A 20,476-nucleotide genomic window follows, 5' to 3' on the forward strand; every position below is an offset into this window, starting at 1 on the left:
TCTTGAAGTATCTATTGAATGGTAGATATAAAAAAACCTGCTATATAAGCAGGTTCTTAAAAACTGAAATTGGCTCCTCCAACAGGACTTGAACCTGTGACATACGGATTAACAGTCCGCCGTTCTACCGACTGAACTATGGAGGAACACTTAACGGACAAGATATTAACCATCTATGACGATTCTGTCAATCTCTAAAACACTAATTAGGTTTAACTGCTCAGCTTGTAAGCAAATCGAGGGAAAACTATGCTAAAATAGCGAGAAATTAGCATAACCAATAGAGTAAAATTGATGAAAAAAAATATTTGTGTGTTTTGTGGCGCAAGTGAAGGTAATCGTCCAGAATATCGTATGGCAGCAGAGCAATTAGGTATGACCATTGCCAAACATAATAGACGATTAATCTATGGTGGAGGCAATAAAGGACTAATGGGTGTTATTGCTAATGCCGTTCTCGCTCATGGTGGTGAAGTTATTGGCATTATTCCTGAGCGGTTAGTTAAAGCTGAAACTGCACACCATGGTATTACGCGTTTGGAAGTTGTTGAAAATATGCATCAACGCAAAGCAAGATTAACTGAGCTAGCTGATGGTTTTATTGCTATGCCTGGAGGCACAGGAACATTAGAAGAGCTGTTTGAGGTATGGACTGGCATGCAAATTGGTTATCATGAAAAACCAGTTGCCTTATTAAATAGCCAATTTTGGCAACCTATGCTCAATTTTTTAGAACACGCAGTACAAGAAGGCTTTATAAGAGACAGTTTTTATCGGACATTGATCGTAGCAGATGTTGCTGAAGAAATGTTAGAAAAGATGGATAATTTTATCCCAAAAGATTTACAGCGTTGGGTAAAAAAATAGATTAAGACAAGAATAAAAAAACGCCATCATCTGATGGCGTTTTTAGTTGCATAATGTATTATGCGCTAACTAATTCAGAAGTCTGTGCTTCAGGTTTTTTAATCAATGCGTAAGCAACACCAGCAATAACCGAACCAACAACAATTGATAGTAAATAACCACCAACTGGTTTAACTACGCCAGGGATTGCTAAAGCAAATAGACCGCCATGTGGTGTCATAAGCTCAGAACCAAATGCTAATGATAAACCACCCGTGATTGCCCCACCAATAATACAGCAAGGAATAACACGTAATGGATCACGAGCAGCGAAAGGAATTGCCCCTTCAGAAATGAAACATAAGCCTAATACTAATGAAGCTTTGCCACTTTCTTGTTCTGCTTTAGCAAATTTTTTGCGAGCGATTAAAGTTGCTAATCCCATTGCTAAAGGTGGAACCATACCACCAGCCATAACCGCTGCCATTGGTGCATATACTTGAGCCGAAATTAAGCCTGTACCAAATGCATAAGCAACTTTATTGATTGGTCCCCCCATATCAGTACACATCATACCACCTAAAAGTGCACCTAACAGAACAGCGTTTGCTGTTCCCATCGATTTCAACCATTCAGTTAAAGCTTCCATTAGCCATGCTATCGGCGTACCAACAATAAACTGCATAACTAAGCCAGTCGCTAATGTAGCAAGTAATGGCACAATAAGAATTGGTTTTAATGCTTCAAGTGTTTTTGGTAATGGTAAATATTTAGTGATTAACATTGCTAAGTAACCGGCAAAGTAACCAATAATAATACCACCTAAGAAACCTGCACCAGTTGAAACGGCAAGTAAACCACCAACAAGCCCTGGAGCTAAACCTGGTCTATCGGCAATTGAGTAAGAAATATAACCAGCAAGTAAAGGTACCATGAGCGAGAATGCAAGCCCACCTATTTGTGCTAAATGAGATTCACCTACCAGTTTTTGTACGCCATCAACCATTTCAAATGAACCAAAAGCAAACGATAAAGCAATGATTAATCCACCTGCAACCACCATTGGTAACATGTAAGATACACCAGTTAATAGATGCTTATAGACACCTTTCTTTTCGTTACTTGATTTTGTTGTTGAAGCAGAACTAGTTGGTTGATAGATTGTAGCTTCGTTAAAAGCTCTGTCTAATTCTTGTGCAGTTTTTTTAAGGGCTGGACCGGTTTTAGTTCGGTACATTTTTTTACCTGCAAACTTACTTAAATCAACATCAATATCACATGCTACAATCACTACATCAGCTGCAGCGATTTCTTCTGGTGTTAATTCATTACCAACACCAACCGAACCACGAGTTTCAACTTTACACCACCAGCCACGTTTTTTCGCTTCTTCTTCAATCGCTTCAGCAGCCATAAATGTATGAGCAACACCAGTTGGACAAGCGGTTACCGCAACAATACGTTTTTGTCCGTTATTTGCTGCTGATACAGATGCAGAACTAGCAGATTGTTCATAAACAGTTGCTTTAAGTTTTGCATTATTTAAGATTTTTTTAGGATCAGCAAAAATTTCATTGAGATCACTTACCACATAAACTTTTTTGCCAATCACTGATTTATCGCTGATATTTCCATCACCAACCGAAATAATCGTATCGGCTGATATCGCATTATCAACAACTTTGAAATTTAATGAATTAGCGGCTAACGCTAATTCCGCTTTAGCTAAACGGCCATTAACTGGGCCTGAATTACTTCCTTCAACAATATATATATTCATGTATACTCCTATCCCGCAATTATTTCAATTTTTTCCGACATGTTGGTAACCGCTTGACGGTCTGATACCCCAACACCGGCTTGTTCAACTGATAAAGCGGCAACACTTGATGCAAATACTAAGGTGTCTTTAATTGATTGGTTAGTTAATAAACCATACATTAAACCACCGACCATTGAATCACCAGCACCAACCGTGCTAACCACCTTACATTTAGGCGGTTTGGCTAACCATGCTTCATGTTTAGTAACCCATAAAGCACCTTTACTTCCTAGTGAAATTACTACGTTTTCTACGCCACCATCGATAAGCTCCATAGCAGCAGTTTTGATTTCTGATAATGTAGTTAGTTTTCTACCAACCCACATTTCGAGTTCTTTATCATTCGGTTTAATTAACCATGGATTAGCTTTAAGCCCAGCATCTAAAGCATCACGGCTACTGTCAAACACAACTTTAGGACAAATTGCTTTTACTTGTTTCATCCACTCAGTAAATTTTTCAAGAGATACGCCTGCAGGTAAACTGCCACTAATGGCAACCATATCAATCTCTTTCAACCATTCCAATGAAGTAGTCACAAATGTTTGCCAATCTTGCTCGCTAATAGTAAAACCAGAAAAATTAAGATCAGTAACTTCACTGTTTTCTTCGGTTAATTTAACATTAATACGAGTACGGCCTTCGACTGTTTGGAATTTATCAGTAACATTTAATGATTCAAACAGTAAATTAAAACCATCTCGATTTTCTTTACCTAAAAAACCACCAACGGTTAATTTAATACCTAAGTCAGATAAAACTTTAGCAACATTGATACCTTTACCTGCTGGCAGTAAAGCATTAGTTTGCACTAAATTAACATCACCTAACTCAACTTTAGGGCAAAAACCTAATAGATCATAAGCAGGATTTAAGGTAATAGTCGCAACACGATAAGTCATGATTAAACACCCTCACCTAAGCCACTTTCAATAGCTTTACCAATTGCATCTAATACTTGCTCCGCATCATCACCTACAGCAGTAAAGCGTAATCGACTGCCTTTTTTAGCTCCTAATGCCACAATCTTCATTAAACTGGTAGCACTTACAGGTTCATTTTTACCATCAATATTGGCAACGGTGACTTTGCTATTAAATTCTTTTACTAATTTAACTAGCACCGATGAAGGGCGAGTATGCAATCCATTTTCATTAGGAATGACAAATTCTCTACTTAGCTCACCATTAGATCCAACACTTTCTGACGAAGCACTTGATGTTGTAGATTGAGTTTCTGCTCGTTGAGATGAAACTGACTGCGAACCTGATAATAAAATATTGCTGAAATCATCGCTATTTGCAGCGATTAGTAAGTTTAATTTTTGATTGTAAGCTAAGGTAGCAATGTTATTTACAATAGCTGTAACATTATCATCAACCGCTGAAATAGTGATTAGAAGTTTAACTGGCTTACCGTCTTGATTTAGCTCACTTACTGTACGACTAATCGCAATTGCATTTTTTAAATTACCTTCACGGCTGTCATTTAACCATACGCCGTCACCCAAATAATTCGGTGTATTATCAAGGACGTTAGTAATAAAGCTAGCATTAACAGCATTTTGTTGTTTTAATCGTGATGCATTTAAAGCTTGTAAAGTAGCCAAACTGTCAGCTTGAATATTTAATAATAATGTAGATTCATTAATAACAAATTGACTATCTTCTAAACTCTCTTTACCAGTTAAAATAGCGAGAGCTTCATCGGCTGATTGAATATTCTTGATTCTTTCTTCAACACCATCAGCACCAAGTACGTGAGTTAATTGACGAAGTAATTCTAAGTGTTCATCAGAACTTGCCGCAATACCGATGGCAAGATAGGCTTTTTCACCATCATCTCCCCATTCTACACCTTCAGGGAAACAGAAAACTTGAACACCCGTTTTTTTAACTAAGTGACGAGTTTTAGGCGTACCATGAGGTATAGCAATACCAATACCTAAATAAGTTGCCGCCTGACCTTCACGCTCAAGCATACCATCAACATATCCTTCACCGACAAAGCCGGCACTAGTTAATGCAGCTGCAATTTTCTTAATTGCTTCCGTTTTATTGGTTGCTTGTTCATTTAAATGAATATCTTCTTTAACTAAATGAAACATAAAATAAATACCTCTGGGTTATAATGTTGGGTCAACTAAAAACAACTCAGCAATCCCACAATAGTTCGTTATTGAATCATATTGAATCGTTTCAGCAATAATGAATATAAACTGGCTAATTATCAAATAAATTATATCTATTAATTCCTAAAGTGTGATCTAGATCGTTTTTTTGAGGAAAATAATTGTCGATATGTCGACTTAAATTGACTTTTTAGCAATACTTTTTCGACTCAGGCTACCTCGATAAATTAAGCGTCGAGGAATAACTGTAGTTCCTGGCTGATAGTTTTTATTATGTAAACTATCAAATAATAGTTTAATGGTTACTTCTGATATCGCTTTATGATCTTGTGATAACGCAATCATTTTGCAAGGTAAAAAATTAAGTAACTCATTATCACCAAAAGTGGCTATAGTTAGATTTTCTGGCAGATGATCAAACTTTTTCAAAATTGCATCAATTGTGCCTTGTAACAAAGAAAAAGAAGTAGAAAAAATACCATCTGGTAAATCATTATATTCTAACCATTGACTAAAGGTAGCCTCAGCGTCGCGACGACTATAATTATTTGCACATAAAAAATCAACTTTATTGCTACTATTTAATGCAATTTCCTTAAAGCCTTCCATACGTTGCTGGCTAACGGATAGATTGGGTAAGGCACCAATATAAACTACTGTGCCATTGACTAACTGATCAAATGCTTTAGCTAACATTTTTGAATCTTCTTTATCCGCACCAACAACATTCCTAAACTCTGATACCGATAATGTTCTATCTAATGCGAACAGCGGGATATCACTATTTCGCCAACCATCATAAAATGCATAATCTGATTCAGCAACAAATGACGAAGAGATCACCAACGCATCCACTCGTCGCTGTTTTAAATGCCGAACACACTCTTTTTCAATTTTCGGATCATCTTCAGAACAAGAGAGAAGTAATTGATAACCTTCTTTTTTTACTAATTGCTCTAAATAACTAGCAATTCGGGTATAACTGATATTTTCGAAATCAGGAATAATGATACCAATAGTGCGAGTTTTACCTGCTCTTAATCCGGCAGCTACTGCGTTGGGTTGATAATTGTATTCATTTACCACCGCCATCACCTTTGCAATGGTTTTATCACTAACCCGATATTGTTTGGCTTTACCATTAACCACATAACTCGCTGTGGTTCTCGATACGCCAGCTAACAATGCAATCTGCTCTAATTTCATGACTAAATCTCAAAAAAAACTAATGATTATTTAACAAGAACATAAATTAAATGTAAACAAAAGTTATACTATTTATAAATAAGTTAAATAATTAAATGCTAGAAATAAAAAAAGGATTTAGCTATTCTCTAAATCCTTGTAGTTAAGGAAAATTAGATACTAATAATAAATAGCAATATTTTGATTATGAATATTTTCTATTTTGACTGGTGTATCAAAAATTTCCTCTAATATCGTTGAATCCATAATTTGTTTAGGGCTGCCTTGATAAACCAATTGGCCATCTTTCATCGCTAAAATATAATCGGAATAGACTGAAGCAAAGTTAATGTCATGAATAACAATCACAATGGTTTTCCCCAGTTCATCAGCAGCTCGCCTTAGCTGTTTCATCATAGCAACCGCATGTTTCATATCAAGGTTATTTAATGGTTCATCCAGTAATACATATTCAGTATCCTGACAAAGTACCATTGCCACATAAGCACGCTGCCGTTGCCCGCCTGACAGTTCATCTAAAAATCTATCTTTATATTCAGTTAGATTTAAAAATTCTAGGGCACGATTAATATGGACTAAATCACCTTTATTTAATCGGCCTTTTGAATAAGGATAACGGCCAAATCCAACCAATTCAAACACAGTCAATCGACTGGTAAAACGGTTCTCTTGTCTTAACACAGATAAATAGGTCGCAAGTTTATCACTAGGCGTATTAACCACATCCATATTCTGAATTTTTACTTGTCCCTCATCGGCAAGTAATAGACGGCTAATAATTGATAATAAGGTTGATTTGCCTGCACCATTTGGACCAATGATCGCCGTAATACCACCTTGAGGTATGGTTGCTTTCACATTTTTTAATACAGGTATGGTTTGATACTTTTTACTAATATTATCAATTTCTATCACATCGGAACCTTTTTCAATAATAAGAAGATAAACAATGAACCACCAATAAACTCAATGACTATCGATAATGCGCCCACCATATTTAGGACCCGTTCTAAAAACATCTGTCCACCAACAAGAAAAATCACGCCTAATAAAAACGCTGTCGGTAATAAAAAACGATGCTGGCTAGAGCCACTAATACTATAAGCTAAATTAGCAATAAGTAGACCTAGGAATGTGAAAGGCCCAACTAACGCGGTTGATATTGAAACTAATACCGAAACGAGTAATAGAATGATAGTGACACTTTTCTGATAATCGACCCCAAGATTAATGGCATTATCCCGTCCTAAAGCTAATACATCAAATCGAAAGCGCATTCGCCATAAAAACAGGCCAATAATTGAGGCAATGACTAATGAAAATACGATTAAGACAGGTTCTGCTCGGGTAAATGTTGCAAAAATACGGCTTTGCAAAACAGCGAATTCCGTTGGCGTCATTAATCGTTGTAATAAATTGGAGAAACTACGAAATAGTGTTCCTAAAATAATGCCAATTAATAAAACCAAATGAAGGTTTTGTTTAAGTTTGGTAAATAATCCTCGATACAGAAATAGAGAAAATAAAATTAATAATGATGATTCGAAGATAAATTTACCCACAATACCAATATAAGGAATACCTTGCGCATCAATAAAAAATATTACAACTGTTTGAATCAATACAAACAAAGATTCAAATCCCATTATCGAAGGGGTTAAAATTCGATTATTAGTAACAGTCTGAAAAAGCAAAGTCGACGTTGCAGCTGAAAAAGCGACTAAAATCATCGTTAAAACAATCCAAGCACGATGAGTCAATATATAACTAATATTGCCTTTTAAATTGAATGTCATGAAAAAAATGACACAAAATAGCGCAATACCTAGTAATATCAGTACAGTATTTCGACTTGAAATAAAGCGTTTTTGATTAACCAGCATGACGTTTTTTACTCAACAATACTAAAAATATGACAGCTCCGACTACACCAAGGATTACACTAACTGGAATTTCGAAGGGGTAGCGAATAACCCGTCCAATAATATCACAGAGTAAAACCAAACCACTGCCTAGTAGACAGATCCACGGAATAGTTTTACGAACATTATCGCCAAACAATAAACTCACAATATTAGGAACAATTAAGCCCAAAAATGGCAGTACACCTACCACCACAACTACAATCCCACCAATAAGTGCAATGACAATCAGGCCTGTTAACATTACTCTATTATAATTAAGTCCGACATTGACGGAAAAGTCCCGCCCTAATCCAGCGACAGTGAAACGATCGGCGCTCCAACAGGCAAGTAAGGTAATACCACCAACTAACCACAATAGTTCATAGCGGCCTTGCAAAATGCCAGAAAAATCACCTGATTCCCAACCACCTAGTGATTGTAATAAATCAAAATACATGGCAAAAAAAGTACAAATTGCACTGATTACTGCGCCAAGCATAATCCCAATAAGTGGTACCATTAAGGCAGATTTAAAGATGATTTTACGTGAGATAAACATAAACAACATCGTGCCAGCCATTGCAAATAAACTTGCCACTACCATTTTCGTCATTACAGTTGCGCCAGGAGCAAATACCATCATAACTAATAGTCCAAGACTCGCAGACTGGGTTGTCCCCACTAATGAAGGTTCAACAAACCGATTTTGCGTAAGTAACTGCATAATTAAGCCGGCAACACTCATAGCACTACCAGCTAGTATTAATGCAACCGTTCTAGGAACACGGCTAACAAAAAAGATTTGTCGCATATTACTATCTGACCAAAGATCGGCCAACGTCACATGCCCAGCACCAATAAACAGACTTAATGCAGCCATTGCTATTAAAAGAGCAATGCCTGCAATAAAATAAACCGTTTTTGTCATAACTTATGATTAGTTGGCTGATGTTTTTTGTAAAACATCACTTATTTGGTCGATTAATTGACTATAAGTTTGAATACCGCCAGAGATATACATTGAAGTTGAATCTAAATAAACAATATGATTTTGTTGCCATGCATCAGTTTTTTGAATTAATTCGTTATTTAGAACTTGTTGTGCTGATTGAGCTTCTTTATTACCAATTGCATTGTCTCTATCTAATACAAATAACCATTGTGGATTAACACTTAATACAAATTCAGAAGTTACTGCATTACCATGACGACCAGCTTCTTGGAAGGTTGTTGCAGGTTTGAAACCTAATACATCAAAGATAAAGCCAAAACGTGATTTAGGGCCATAAGCAGACATTTTACCACCATTAACCATAATCACTAAGGCAGTTCCTGCTGTATCTGTTTTAGGTTTTAGTGTTTCAATTTTTTGGTTAAAATCAGCTATTAATTTTTTAGCTTCTGCTTGTTTACCAAAAATATCGCCTAACTGTTCAGTACGCTCGGTTAAGCTAGCTACAAAATTATTAGGATCAATATCAAGCGAAATAGTTGGTGCAATATCACTTAATTTTTTATAAACATCATTGGCACGGCCACCAGCGATAATCACATCAGGTTGTAATGAACTTAACACTTCATAATTTGGCTCAAATAAAGTACCAACATTGGTATAAGCTTTATCAGCATACTTTGATAAGAATTCAGGGAAATGAACATCCGATTGCGGAACACCAGTTACAGGAATATTTAATGCATCAATAATATCCAGTGTCGCTGTGTTATAAACTACCACTTTTTTCGGGTTTTCAGGAACATCTGTTTTACCTTGAGCATGTTCAACAGCTATAGTTTTATTAGCTACTGGTGCTTCTTGTTTTTTATCGTCACAGCCAGCTAATACAAATAAAGCGGCTATTAATACTAAAAATTTAACTTTGATAGATGAATACATTGTAACTCCTAGTTATTAGCTTAGTCCAAAAGCGAATGGATGATAAATAGAATAATTATCATTTGCATTCGATTGTAACTAAAAATAAATAAGTGTTCAATGAACTTTAAGCAAACAGTAAAATAATAATAAATAAATTGGTAAAAACATTAGATGATAACATTATGACTTATTGCCGAAAAAATCGGCATGCTATCATAATCAATTATCATCTGATAATTCTTTGAGTTTTCTCGTTAAAGTATTTCGTCCCCAGCCAAGCAGATTAGCCGCATCTTGCTTATGTCCGCGAGTAAAATTAAGCGCACACCTCAATAAAATTCTTTCGACATCAATCACTGTTTGCGTCAAAATTCCGGTTTGACCAGCTAATAAGGCTTGTTTAGCCCACTGTTCTAACAGTTTTTTCCAATCGGTTTCTGGTAATATCTGATTGGTTACATTGGTAGTAACCTCATAATTAGCTGAGGCATCAGAAGCCGATAATTGTAATAGTTCTGGTGGTAAATCTTGTACATAAACTTCATTATTGGACGACATTACTGTTACCCAACGACAAACATTTTCTAGTTGCCTTACATTACCCGGCCAATTGAACAGACATAAAAGATTGAGAGCATCAAGGCTTAGCACTTTACTTTCAACACCTAATTCTTTGGCAGTGGTCCGTAAAAAATGTTCAGCTAATTTAGGTATATCTTGCGCTCTATCACGTAATGGTGGTAATAAAATTCGAATCACATTTAGCCGATGAAACAAATCTTCTCTAAATTTACCTTCCTTTACTCTAGCTTGTAAATCTTGATGCGTAGCGGCAATAATACGTACATCAACTTTTACAGGTGAATAACCACCTATCCGATAAAATTGACCATCAGCAAGAACTCTTAATAATCGAGTTTGCACATCCAATGGCATATCACCAATTTCATCTAAAAAAAGCGTTCCACCGTTAGCTTGTTCAAATCGGCCATGCCTTATTTGAGCAGCGCCAGTAAATGCCCCTTTTTCATGCCCAAATAGTTCCGATTCAATCAGATCTTTAGGAATAGCAGCCATATTTAGTGCAATAAATGGTGACTGTGAGCGTGGGCTATGAGTATGTAAAGCTTTAGCCACTAACTCCTTACCCGTTCCTGATTCACCATTAATAAGTACGCTGATAGATGATTTAGATAGTCGTCCAATAATACGAAACACTTCCTGCATGGCGGGAGCTTCACCAATAATACCCGTAGAAGCTTTGCTAGTAGAGGAACTAGTAGGTTTATTACTTTGACTTTGTAAAATAGCCCGCTCAACCAATTGAATGACTTCATCGACATCAAAAGGTTTAGGAATATAATCATAAGCTCCCTTTTGATAAGCATTCACTGCAGCATCAAGGTCTGAATGAGCAGTCATAATGATCACCGGTAAATTAGGCATTTGCTCTTTGATATAATTAAGCAAAGATAACCCATCAATACCCGGCATTTTAATATCGGATAATAATACTGCTGGCTTCTGTGGATGATTAACTAAAGCATCAATTACTTCTTGACCGCTTGAAAAACTGATGCAGTTAAAATGAGCATTAGTAAGCGCTTTCTCTAAAACCCATCTAATCGAACTATCATCATCAACAATCCAAACATTCATTGTCATTAACCTCATTGTTTGATTGGTAAATAGATAGAAAACTCAGTATGACCTGGCCAACTATTAAATTCAATCTTACCATTATGCTGGTCAATAATATTATGGGCAATCGACAAGCCAATGCCGGTACCACCTTCATAACCACTAACCATTGGGTAAAATAATGTATCTTGAATATGCACGGGTACTCCAGGACCATTATCTTCAATATCGATACGCGCACAAAGTCGGTAACGTTGACCATGCAAGGTAACTTGAAATGCTGTTCGAGTCCTAATCTTAATACAACCAGATTTCGTACCAATTGCTTGTAAAGCATTACGAACAATATTTAAAACCACTTGTTCAATCTGTTCTGAATCGTGAGTGAATTCAGGCAAACTAGGATCATAATCACGGATAATCTCAACATTTAGCTGTTTTTCTAAACATAAAAGTGCATAGATCCGTTCGATAGCTTGATGTATATTCTGTTGTTTCTGTTGTAACCGCTGTTGAGGACCTAATAATCTATCAACTAAATTTCTTAACCTATCAGCCTGCTCAATGATAATTTTTGTATAATCTTGCAACTCATTGTTAGGTAGTTCTCGTGACAATAATTGCGCCGCGCCTCTTAGTCCACCAAGCGGATTTTTAATTTCATGAGCAAGTCCGCGCACTAATTCACGTGCAGCGTTTTGTTGAGCTTGTTGTAGTTGTTCTTGGCTCAACTTTTTATGACTATTTAATGGTGCCATTTCGATAAGTACATGACCATTAGCCAGCAATTGTGCGGTTAATGATAAAATATGTAATTCATTGTTTATGACTAAATTAACTTCGCTATCGGTAAATCCTTGATTCTGATCTAATGCATTTTGCATCAACTCAAGGTCGAGGGAAAAATAACCTAATAAGTCAGGAAAATAACTATCTAATATTTTTTTCGAACTTTGAGCAAGTAACTGCTGTGCCGCGGTATTGGCATAAAGAATATTGAGTTTTTTATCGAGTAATAAAATATTGGTAATCATTGAGTCGAGAACAAGATTTGCATCAGATTCATTATCAAATGTCATCGTTGGCTCTCCGTTCTCATTAGATACCACCGCCCTTCAGCGGTGGTTAAAGCTTTAAATAATACAATAATGACTTATAGACTGTAGTAGAGTTCAAATTCAACCGGATGTGGTGTCATACGAACACGATCAACATCTTGACGTTTTAAGTCAATATAAGCATCAATAGTGTCATTAGTAAATACATTACCACGAGTTAAGAATTCACGATCCGCATCTAACGCGTCAAGAGCTTCTTCAAGTGAACCAGCAACTTGTGGAATTAATTTAGACTCTTCTGGTGGTAAGTCATATAAGTTTTTATCCATCGCATCACCCGGATGAATCTTATTGATAATACCATCTAAACCAGCCATTAATTGCGCTGCAAATGATAAGTATGGGTTACCTGCTGGATCAGGGAAGCGAACTTCAATACGACGCGCTTTAGGGCTAGTAACCACTGGAATACGAATTGATGCAGAACGATTACGCGCAGAATATGCAAGCATAACTGGTGCTTCATAACCTGGTACTAAACGTTTATAAGAGTTAGTCGCTGGGTTCGCAAAAGCATTAATTGCTTTAGCATGTTTGATAATACCACCAATATAGAATAACGCCATTTCAGAAAGGCCAGCATATTTATCACCAGCAAAAAGGTTTACGCCATCTTTAGCAAGAGATTGGTGACAATGCATACCTGAACCGTTATCGCCAAACATAGGTTTTGGCATAAATGTTGCGGTTTTACCATAAGCATGAGCAACATTTTGTACAACATATTTATAAATTTGAACTTCATCAGCTTTTTTAGTTAATGTATTGAAACGACAAGCAATCTCATTTTGGCCTGCAGTTGCAACTTCATGGTGATGCGCTTCAACAACTAAGCCTAGTTGTTCCATGATTAAACACATTTCAGAACGAATATCCTGTGATGAATCAACCGGAGGAAGTGGGAAATAACCACCTTTAACGCCAGGACGATGCCCCTTATTACCTTCTTCGTATTTAGTACCAGAGTTCCAAGCTGCTTCGATATCATCAATATGAACAAAGCTACCAGACATTGGCGATCCAAAACGAACATCATCAAATAAGAAAAACTCAGGTTCTGGTCCAAAAATAACGGTATCTGCAATACCTGATGATTTTAAAAACTCTTCAGCACGTTTAGCAATTGAACGAGGATCACGGTCATAACCTTGTAAAGTCGCTGGTTCTAAAACGTCACAACGAATATTTAATGTTACGTCTTCAAAAAACGGATCAATTACTGCGCTTGATGCATCTGGCATTAAAACCATATCTGATTCGTTAATGCCTTTCCAACCAGCAATGGAAGAGCCATCAAACATTTTACCATCTTCAAAAAAATCAGCGTCGATTTGACTTACAGGAATTGTAACGTGTTGTTCTTTACCTTTAGTATCAGTAAAACGTAAATCAACAAACTTAACATCGTTTTCTTTTATTAGCGTTAAAACTTTTTGTGTAGACATGTAGCTTCTCCATTGAGGACATATAATAATTGTTCAGTTTAAAGGCATTTTGCCTATTTATTAGATTATATGCAAATATGATGCCAGTTTTTCATTAACCATTTTAGACGGTTTTTAATGATTAAATAATAGCAGAAAAAGCATTAATGCACCATGATAATGCATAAAGCACCAAAACAATGCACCAAAATGTCACATAAAGCCATTTATGTCACTGTTTTGCTCCATGACAAAGTGGTTGATTGGCTACACTGCATAAATAAGTTATATATTGAATCTTCGAAAACCGATTATGATTAAATAAAAAATCATTTCATCCCCATCACGTTTAAATGTTTCATTTAAAAAAAACGAAGTTTCATACAATAAGTTATCTTTTGAATTAGCGATCAAAACTGGATTTTATTGATGCCAATAACAGCATAAATGTTTCAGTTCACCCATCCTCATAGTTTTAATCAAATATTAATGGGCTTGCTTAGCATATTTACCGTCAACTTTATAAACTACAGTTATCCGCCATGTTTGACCTTCATCTTGTATTTGACAATCATAATATTGAAAATAATCAGGTGCATTAGCATCAATTTCCAGAAAAAAATTTCGACAGGTTAAATTTGGGTCAAATAGTAATGGCTCATCGGTTATTTGCATGTTTTGATCTAAGTTTACGGTTTTATTTGTAGCACAATTATTTTGTTCGGCTAAAACAGACGAGATTATAGTAACTAAAAGCAAAACCACTAAGATAAATCATCTAAATAACATTAATTCTCACCTTAGAATTCTTTAGTTCTTATTAGCTTAAAATAAGATTTCTCCCTTTAGATCTGTATTTCAGTAGACAATATCGTTATAATCTTATCTTATTTTTAATAAAAATTAGGTAATCATAAAAGTATGGACTTTGTTACGCTCGAAATTATACCTTTTGTCAAAAATCATCTTTTACTTTCATTAGGTTGGGTTGTGTTATTTGTTGCAATCATTGTATTAACCGTAAAAAGTAAATTGTCAAAAGTAAAAATAATTAATAACGCGCAAGCAATTAATATGATCAATAAACAAAATGCAGTTATTGTTGATATTCGTTCAGCAGATAGCTTCAAAAAAGGGCATATCACTGAATCACACAACATCTTACCTGTTGATATAAAGAATGCTAGTGCTAAAACTATAGAAAAATTTAAAGAAAATATCATTATTGTGATTGATGAAAATGGCTTAACATCAGCAGGCATTGGTGAAGTATTAGTCAAACAAGGTTTTTTACATGTATTTACATTAAAAGATGGTATTGCTGGTTGGAACGGCGAAAACTTACCATTAGTTAGAAAATAATATAATTTTAAAATAAGGTTTTATCATGACAGAACAAAACAATACACAACAACCAGAAACACAATTTGCAATTCAACGTATTTACACTAAAGATGTTTCTTTTGAAACCAATAATGTCCCTGAAATTTTTACTAAGCAGTGGCAACCAGAAATGAATTTAGAGCTAAATTCAGCATCACAAGCATTAAGTGATGAAGTGCATGAAGTTTCTTTACGTGTTACCGTAACGGTAAAACAACAAGAAGAAGTTGTGTATATTTGTGAAGTTACCCAATCAGGAATTTTCTCTCTTATTGGTTTTGATGATGCACAAATTCAACATTGTGTTGGTGCTTATTGTCCAAACATTTTATTCCCTTATGCGCGTGAGGTTATTTCAAGCCTAGTGAATAAAGGGACATTCCCACAACTTAATTTAGAGCCAGTAAATTTTGAAGCATTGTTCATTAACTATTTACAACAACAAGAACAACAAGCGCAAAATAGTGTAACTGAAACCTTACAATAATCGTAATTGTTAAGTTAATTAATAAAGTCTATTGGATTATATATGAGTAAAGATGCTGCAGTGACTGTAATTGGCGCAGGTTCTTATGGAACCTCACTAGCAATATTACTAGCACGTAATGGCCATGAAACCTTATTGTGGGGACATAACCCAGATAAGATGGCTATTTTGCAGCATGATAGACAAAATAGACAGTTTTTGCCTGATATCCCTTTCCCAGAGCAACTGCAAATTGAAGCTAATTTAGCCACTGCTGTTGCTGCTGCACCTATTTTACTTATTGTTGTACCTAGCCATGCGTTTGGTAGTATTCTTAAACAAATAAAACCATTGTTAAGAAAGGATAGTAAAATTGTTTGGGCAACGAAAGGCCTTGAAGTTGATACTGGACGATTATTACAAGATGTTGCACGCGAAGTTTTAGGTGACAAAATTCCATTAGCGGTTATTTCTGGTCCTACATTTGCTAAAGAAGTGGCATCTGGTTTACCCACTGCAGTGACTGTTGCCTCAACTGATGAACAATTTTTAACAGAACTACAAAATTTATTCCACTGTAGTAAATCGTTTCGAGTCTACAGCAGTAAAGATTTTATCGGAGTTCAACTTGGCGGAGCAGTCAAAAATGTGATCGCCATTGGTGCTGGATTGTCGGATGGGCTTGGTTTTGGTGCTAATGCCAGAACAGCATTAATCACTCGTGGATTGGCTGAAATGATGCGATTAGGCGAAGCACTTGGTGCCGATCCCGCCACTTTTATGGGGATGGCAGGATTAGGTGATTTGGTACTAACCTGTACCGATAATCAATCTCGAAATCGCCGTTTTGGTATTTTACTGGGTCAAAACAAATCAATTCAAGAAGCACAAGAGATCATTGCTCAAGTGGTTGAAGGCTGTAGAAATACTAAAGAAGTTTGGTCATTAGCACAAAAATATCACGTCGATATGCCTATTACTGAACAAATCTATAAAGTACTTTACGAACATAAAGATCCAAAACAGGCTGCCATGTCATTATTAGGTCGTTCACAAAAAGAAGAGCTGAAAAGCTAAGTTTCGATCTTAGAACCGCCCTTACCTCGCATTATTTTATTGATAATGGCTAATCTATTGTTGATGTTAATAAGTAATACCATTAACGACAATTTTAAGCGCTAAAAACACTTTCCTATAATTTTTTATTTTATAGAACTAACTTATTGTTAATACTAATAATAAGCACTATTAATGCCAATTTTAGACATTAAAAAACCCCTTTCCTCAAATTTTTGGTTAAGGGGTGATTTGGGGTTAAAAAGAATTATTAGATAGTCGTTCCAATACCCTTTTGTTTAGCTTTCTGATAAATATCATAACCGACATAGACATCTAAAACTGCCGTTCCCACAGTTTTAAATAACGTGATTTGCTGATCGTTTTGACGACATTTTTGCGGATCGATAACTAAATCTCCCAATTCATAAAAATCTTGTTTTGTGACTAAATTTTGATTAATTGGGTCGATAATATCACCAGCTTCAGCAAATACACCATCTTTAGTATCAAGTACACGAAGATCTGCTTTTGCCACTATATTACTTGGGATTTCGTGCATCTCAGGTGTGTAAGCACCTACACCATTGATATGAGTTCCGGGTTTAACTAGCTCACCATTGAAAGTCACTTCTTTTGATGTAGTCACTGAAGTAATAATATCAGCATGGCGAATATCTTCATCCAAATTTTGTGAAAAATAGAGGTTAGCCGAAAAATGGCCAAATCGTTTTTTCATCTCTTCGGTAAATTGCTTGCCTTTTTTGGCATCAAGCCCATAAATAGCTACATCTGTTAACTGCCGTACCGTTAACATAGCTTCTAATTGTGCAGCAGCTTGCCCACCAGTACCAATTAATACTGCTCGTTTAGCATCCTTTTTTGCTAATAAATCGGTAGCAGCACCTTGTACCGCACCGGTTCGCAATTGCGTAACAAACGTGCCATCTAATATCGCACAAACTTCGCCAGTTTGAGGATCGATCATAAACACTTGCGCCGGAACCGATGGTTTGCCCAATTTAGGATTATCAGGAAAAACCGAGACAATCTTTAAACCAACAACATCGTTTTCTTTAATATGAGCTGGCATAACTAGGCATTGTCCTTTTTGCATATCAAAGTTGATACGTAAAGGCACTTCACTATTACCCTGAGTATAAATTTTTAATGCTTGTTTATCTGCTGCTACAGCATCTTTCATGGTATAAAATTGTTGGATATCTTGAGCTGTTAAAATTAACATTTTCATTCCTTACTGTTATTTAACTTTTATTTTACTTTTTTACTCTTTATTGTCTATTAATTAATATTTCAAACTGAAAGAATTCGCATAACAATTTGTTTAATATCAATTAAATTCAATTGAAATTTAGCTTCTTGTATATTGCAATAATTTTCACTATTATGACAGAGTGCAATTTTGCACGGAAATTGAGAAATCAGATGTTATTTAAAATATTAAAATTTTTTTTAAAGATTTTATTCCATGTCAAGATTCAAGGTAATCTTGATAACCTAAAACAAGACAGACTTCTTATCACTCCTAATCATGTTTCCTTTCTAGATGGCGTTTTAATCGGCGTATTTTTACCAGTAAAACCAGTATTTGCTATCTACGCAGGATATATTAATCACTGGCTAGTTCGTTTAGCCAAACGCTATGTCGATTTTGTGCCAATGGATCCATTAAGTCCTATGGCAATAAAAAAATTGGTCCGTGAAATTGAAAAAGGCCGACCAATTGTTATTTTTCCGGAAGGTCGAATTACCATAACCGGATCATTAATGAAGATTTATGATGGTGCGGCATTTGTTGCGGCACGTTCTCAAGCGACCATTGTACCTGTTTGGATAGAAGGTGCCGAATTTACCTTAACCAGTCGCTTAAAAGGCTTATTTAAACGTCGTCTATTTCCAAAAATTACTATTCATGTATTGGAACCAAAATCAATCCCAATGCCTGACGCAGCAAAAGCAAGTGATCGAAGATATATTGCTGGTGAAAAATTACATCAAATTATGATGAATGCCAGAATGGCAAGTCGCCCTAAATTAACCCTTTTTGAGGCTCTACTTGAAGCTCAAGTTCGTTATGGCGTAAAATCAAGAATGGTTCAAGACCCTACCACTCATGAAGCCTCCTATCGAAACTTACTTAAGCAGATTATCGGTGTAAGTTGTATTATTTCTAAAATTACCAAACCGAAAGAACGAGTTGGCCTATTACTACCCAATGCAACAATTACTGTTGCCACTATTTTTGGTTTATCAGTTAAAAATCGTATTCCAGCAATGCTCAACTACACGGCTGGTACTAAAGGATTAACCTGTGCAATTACTGCTGCTGAAATAAAAACCATTATTACTTCACGCAAATTTATTAAAAAAGGGAAGCTTGATTACCTTTTAGAAGAAATTAACGATGTAAATTGGTATTTCCTTGAAGATTTGCGCAGCAGTTTGAACTTTTTTGATAAACTATACGTTGCCGTACATCAATACATTCCTCGATTAGTTAAACGACGACAATCAAGTCAAGACGAGGCTTTAGTTCTATTTACTTCAGGCTCAGAAGGTAATCCGAAAGGGGTCGTCCATAGCCATGGCAGTTTATTGGCTAATGTCGAACAAATTCGTACTGTTATCGATCCAACGCCTGCTGACCGTTTTATGTCGGCGTTACCTCTTTTCCACGCCTTTGGCATTACCGCAGGCTTATTTTTACCGTTGTTCTCTGGCAGTCGTACGTTTTTATATCCAAATCCGTTACATTATCGTATGGTACCGGAAATCATTTATGACCAAAACTGTACAGTGTTATTTGGAACACCAACATTTTTAGCCAACTACGCCCGATATGCACATCCATACGATTTTATGCGTTTACGCTACGTAGTTGCTGGTGCTGAAAAACTTTCTGATGCGGTGCGTGAACAATGGAAAGATAAATACGGTATTCGAATCTTAGAAGGTTATGGTGTAACCGAATGTGCACCCGTTGTTGCTCTTAATGTGCCGATGGCATTTAAAGCTGGTACTGTTGGTCGTTTATTACCGGGAATGGAATCAAGATTAATACCCGTTCCAGGCATTAGCAATGGCGGAGAGCTACAACTTAAAGGACCTAACGTAATGAAGGGTTACTTACGTGTTGAGAAACCGGGGATACTTGAAGAGCCAGTTGCTATTGATGAAAACGGTAATGTTGATAAAGGTTGGTATGATACCGGTGATATCGTTGCGATTGATAAAGATGAGTTTTTAACTATCAAAGGACGATTAAAACGCTTCGCAAAAATTGCTGGCGAAATGGTCTCACTTGAAAATGTTGAAGCTTTAGCTAAAAAGGTCGATGTTGATGCCATGCATGGTGCAACAGTAAAAGCCGATGCAGCCAAAGGAGAAGCTATTGTGCTATTTACTACCTCGACTAAATTAACTAGGGAACAGCTGAATCAGGCTGCGCAGGATTTAGGTATCCCTGCATTAGCGATCCCTCGAGATATTCGTGTTGTTAAAGAGTTACCATTATTGGGTACAGGTAAAATCGATTTTATTACCTTACGCAAAATGGCCGATGAGAATCAATAACAGCAAGGA

At 36.0% G+C, this 20,476-nt stretch carries 18 protein-coding genes and 1 tRNA gene; 5 read left to right on the forward strand and 14 right to left on the reverse strand.

Annotation, left to right across the window (positions count from 1 at the left end):
- Positions 1-70 precede the first annotated feature (70 nt).
- Positions 71-146: transfer RNA gene (locus H3S74_RS10400), tRNA-Asn, on the reverse strand.
- A 148-nt stretch (positions 147-294) separates the two neighbouring features.
- On the opposite strand from H3S74_RS10400, the gene H3S74_RS10405 reads away from it, so the two are divergent.
- Positions 295-867 (forward strand): TIGR00730 family Rossman fold protein, encoded by a 573-nt coding sequence (locus H3S74_RS10405; RefSeq protein WP_198247840.1) that lies wholly within the window; start codon positions 295-297, stop codon positions 865-867.
- Between the two features lie 58 nt (positions 868-925).
- Here H3S74_RS10405 and fruA read toward each other — a convergent pair whose 3' ends face one another.
- The 12 genes from fruA to H3S74_RS10465 form a co-directional block, all read right to left on the reverse strand.
- Positions 926-2,626, reverse strand: coding sequence for a PTS fructose transporter subunit IIBC (gene fruA / locus H3S74_RS10410; RefSeq protein ID WP_198247841.1), 1,701 nt, complete (start codon positions 2,624-2,626; stop codon positions 926-928).
- A gap of 8 nt (positions 2,627-2,634) precedes the next feature.
- A complete protein-coding gene (gene fruK, locus H3S74_RS10415) occupies positions 2,635-3,570 on the reverse strand; it encodes a 1-phosphofructokinase (protein WP_198201387.1) in 936 nt (311 codons plus the stop codon).
- A gap of 2 nt (positions 3,571-3,572) precedes the next feature.
- Positions 3,573-4,775, reverse strand: coding sequence for a fused PTS fructose transporter subunit IIA/HPr protein (gene fruB / locus H3S74_RS10420; RefSeq protein ID WP_110448499.1), 1,203 nt, complete (start codon positions 4,773-4,775; stop codon positions 3,573-3,575).
- 201 nt (positions 4,776-4,976) lie between these two features.
- Complete coding sequence (gene cra, locus H3S74_RS10425) at positions 4,977-6,005, reverse strand: catabolite repressor/activator (RefSeq protein WP_198201389.1); 1,029 nt, start codon at positions 6,003-6,005, stop codon at positions 4,977-4,979.
- Between the two features lie 159 nt (positions 6,006-6,164).
- Positions 6,165-6,920, reverse strand: coding sequence for an ABC transporter ATP-binding protein (locus tag H3S74_RS10430; protein ID WP_198247842.1), 756 nt, complete (start codon positions 6,918-6,920; stop codon positions 6,165-6,167).
- Positions 6,917-7,888 (reverse strand): iron chelate uptake ABC transporter family permease subunit, encoded by a 972-nt coding sequence (locus H3S74_RS10435; RefSeq protein WP_110448502.1) that lies wholly within the window; start codon positions 7,886-7,888, stop codon positions 6,917-6,919. Before H3S74_RS10435 ends, H3S74_RS10430 begins: the two co-directional genes overlap by 4 nt.
- On the reverse strand, positions 7,878-8,837 hold the full coding sequence (locus tag H3S74_RS10440) for an ABC transporter permease (protein WP_110448503.1): 960 nt from the start codon (positions 8,835-8,837) through the stop codon (positions 7,878-7,880). Before H3S74_RS10440 ends, H3S74_RS10435 begins: the two co-directional genes overlap by 11 nt.
- Positions 8,838-8,846: 9 nt before the next feature.
- Positions 8,847-9,803, reverse strand: coding sequence for a siderophore ABC transporter substrate-binding protein (locus tag H3S74_RS10445; RefSeq protein ID WP_198247843.1), 957 nt, complete (start codon positions 9,801-9,803; stop codon positions 8,847-8,849).
- 201 nt (positions 9,804-10,004) lie between these two features.
- Positions 10,005-11,450: a nitrogen regulation protein NR(I) gene (gene glnG, locus H3S74_RS10450; RefSeq protein ID WP_198247844.1), complete on the reverse strand. Its 1,446-nt coding sequence runs from the start codon at positions 11,448-11,450 to the stop codon at positions 10,005-10,007.
- A gap of 5 nt (positions 11,451-11,455) precedes the next feature.
- The gene (gene glnL, locus H3S74_RS10455) at positions 11,456-12,505 is read right to left on the reverse strand and encodes a nitrogen regulation protein NR(II) (RefSeq protein ID WP_110448506.1); all 1,050 of its coding nucleotides are present in this window, start codon (positions 12,503-12,505) and stop codon (positions 11,456-11,458) included.
- A gap of 74 nt (positions 12,506-12,579) precedes the next feature.
- A complete protein-coding gene (glnA, locus tag H3S74_RS10460) occupies positions 12,580-13,989 on the reverse strand; it encodes a glutamate--ammonia ligase (protein ID WP_086353793.1) in 1,410 nt (469 codons plus the stop codon).
- Between the two features lie 465 nt (positions 13,990-14,454).
- Positions 14,455-14,643 carry a hypothetical protein gene (locus tag H3S74_RS10465; RefSeq protein WP_146208347.1) on the reverse strand — a complete coding sequence of 63 codons (189 nt, stop codon included), beginning with the start codon at positions 14,641-14,643 and terminating at the stop codon, positions 14,455-14,457.
- A gap of 246 nt (positions 14,644-14,889) precedes the next feature.
- On the opposite strand from H3S74_RS10465, the gene H3S74_RS10470 reads away from it, so the two are divergent.
- Genes H3S74_RS10470 through gpsA form a run of 3 tightly spaced genes read left to right on the forward strand, consistent with a single transcriptional unit; the run spans position 14,890 to position 16,894 of the window.
- Positions 14,890-15,330 carry a rhodanese-like domain-containing protein gene (locus H3S74_RS10470; protein ID WP_110448508.1) on the forward strand — a complete coding sequence of 147 codons (441 nt, stop codon included), beginning with the start codon at positions 14,890-14,892 and terminating at the stop codon, positions 15,328-15,330.
- A gap of 25 nt (positions 15,331-15,355) precedes the next feature.
- Positions 15,356-15,838, forward strand: coding sequence for a protein-export chaperone SecB (gene secB, locus H3S74_RS10475; protein WP_110448509.1), 483 nt, complete (start codon positions 15,356-15,358; stop codon positions 15,836-15,838).
- 42 nt (positions 15,839-15,880) lie between these two features.
- Positions 15,881-16,894 (forward strand): NAD(P)H-dependent glycerol-3-phosphate dehydrogenase, encoded by a 1,014-nt coding sequence (gene gpsA, locus H3S74_RS10480; RefSeq protein WP_110448510.1) that lies wholly within the window; start codon positions 15,881-15,883, stop codon positions 16,892-16,894.
- Between the two features lie 250 nt (positions 16,895-17,144).
- On the opposite strand, the gene H3S74_RS10485 is transcribed toward gpsA, so the two are convergent.
- The gene (locus tag H3S74_RS10485; protein ID WP_198247845.1) at positions 17,145-18,119 is read right to left on the reverse strand and encodes a hypothetical protein; all 975 of its coding nucleotides are present in this window, start codon (positions 18,117-18,119) and stop codon (positions 17,145-17,147) included.
- Between the two features lie 200 nt (positions 18,120-18,319).
- On the opposite strand from H3S74_RS10485, the gene aas reads away from it, so the two are divergent.
- Positions 18,320-20,467, forward strand: coding sequence for a bifunctional acyl-ACP--phospholipid O-acyltransferase/long-chain-fatty-acid--ACP ligase (gene aas, locus H3S74_RS10490; protein WP_198201394.1), 2,148 nt, complete (start codon positions 18,320-18,322; stop codon positions 20,465-20,467).
- Positions 20,468-20,476: the final 9 nt, after the last annotated feature.

Source organism: Gilliamella sp. W8126 (assembly GCF_016102185.1).
Taxonomy (GTDB): Bacteria; Pseudomonadota; Gammaproteobacteria; order Enterobacterales; family Orbaceae; genus Gilliamella; species Gilliamella apis_A.

What these genes read in the sequence shown, in the direction of transcription:
- H3S74_RS10405 (WP_198247840.1), top strand. Translation starts at nt 295, where the DNA reads ATGAAAAAAAATATTTGTGTGTTTTGTGGCGCAAGTGAAGGTAATCGT.
- fruA (WP_198247841.1), bottom strand. Translation starts at nt 2,626, where the DNA reads ATGAATATATATATTGTTGAAGGAAGTAATTCAGGCCCAGTTAATGGC.
- fruK (WP_198201387.1), bottom strand. Translation starts at nt 3,570, where the DNA reads ATGACTTATCGTGTTGCGACTATTACCTTAAATCCTGCTTATGATCTA.
- fruB (WP_110448499.1), bottom strand. Translation starts at nt 4,775, where the DNA reads ATGTTTCATTTAGTTAAAGAAGATATTCATTTAAATGAACAAGCAACC.
- cra (WP_198201389.1), bottom strand. Translation starts at nt 6,005, where the DNA reads ATGAAATTAGAGCAGATTGCATTGTTAGCTGGCGTATCGAGAACCACA.
- H3S74_RS10435 (WP_110448502.1), bottom strand. Translation starts at nt 7,888, where the DNA reads ATGCTGGTTAATCAAAAACGCTTTATTTCAAGTCGAAATACTGTACTG.
- H3S74_RS10440 (WP_110448503.1), bottom strand. Translation starts at nt 8,837, where the DNA reads ATGACAAAAACGGTTTATTTTATTGCAGGCATTGCTCTTTTAATAGCA.
- H3S74_RS10445 (WP_198247843.1), bottom strand. Translation starts at nt 9,803, where the DNA reads ATGTATTCATCTATCAAAGTTAAATTTTTAGTATTAATAGCCGCTTTA.
- glnG (WP_198247844.1), bottom strand. Translation starts at nt 11,450, where the DNA reads ATGACAATGAATGTTTGGATTGTTGATGATGATAGTTCGATTAGATGG.
- glnL (WP_110448506.1), bottom strand. Translation starts at nt 12,505, where the DNA reads ATGACATTTGATAATGAATCTGATGCAAATCTTGTTCTCGACTCAATG.
- glnA (WP_086353793.1), bottom strand. Translation starts at nt 13,989, where the DNA reads ATGTCTACACAAAAAGTTTTAACGCTAATAAAAGAAAACGATGTTAAG.
- H3S74_RS10465 (WP_146208347.1), bottom strand. Translation starts at nt 14,643, where the DNA reads ATGCAAATAACCGATGAGCCATTACTATTTGACCCAAATTTAACCTGT.
- H3S74_RS10470 (WP_110448508.1), top strand. Translation starts at nt 14,890, where the DNA reads ATGGACTTTGTTACGCTCGAAATTATACCTTTTGTCAAAAATCATCTT.
- secB (WP_110448509.1), top strand. Translation starts at nt 15,356, where the DNA reads ATGACAGAACAAAACAATACACAACAACCAGAAACACAATTTGCAATT.
- gpsA (WP_110448510.1), top strand. Translation starts at nt 15,881, where the DNA reads ATGAGTAAAGATGCTGCAGTGACTGTAATTGGCGCAGGTTCTTATGGA.
- H3S74_RS10485 (WP_198247845.1), bottom strand. Translation starts at nt 18,119, where the DNA reads ATGTTAATTTTAACAGCTCAAGATATCCAACAATTTTATACCATGAAA.
- aas (WP_198201394.1), top strand. Translation starts at nt 18,320, where the DNA reads ATGTTATTTAAAATATTAAAATTTTTTTTAAAGATTTTATTCCATGTC.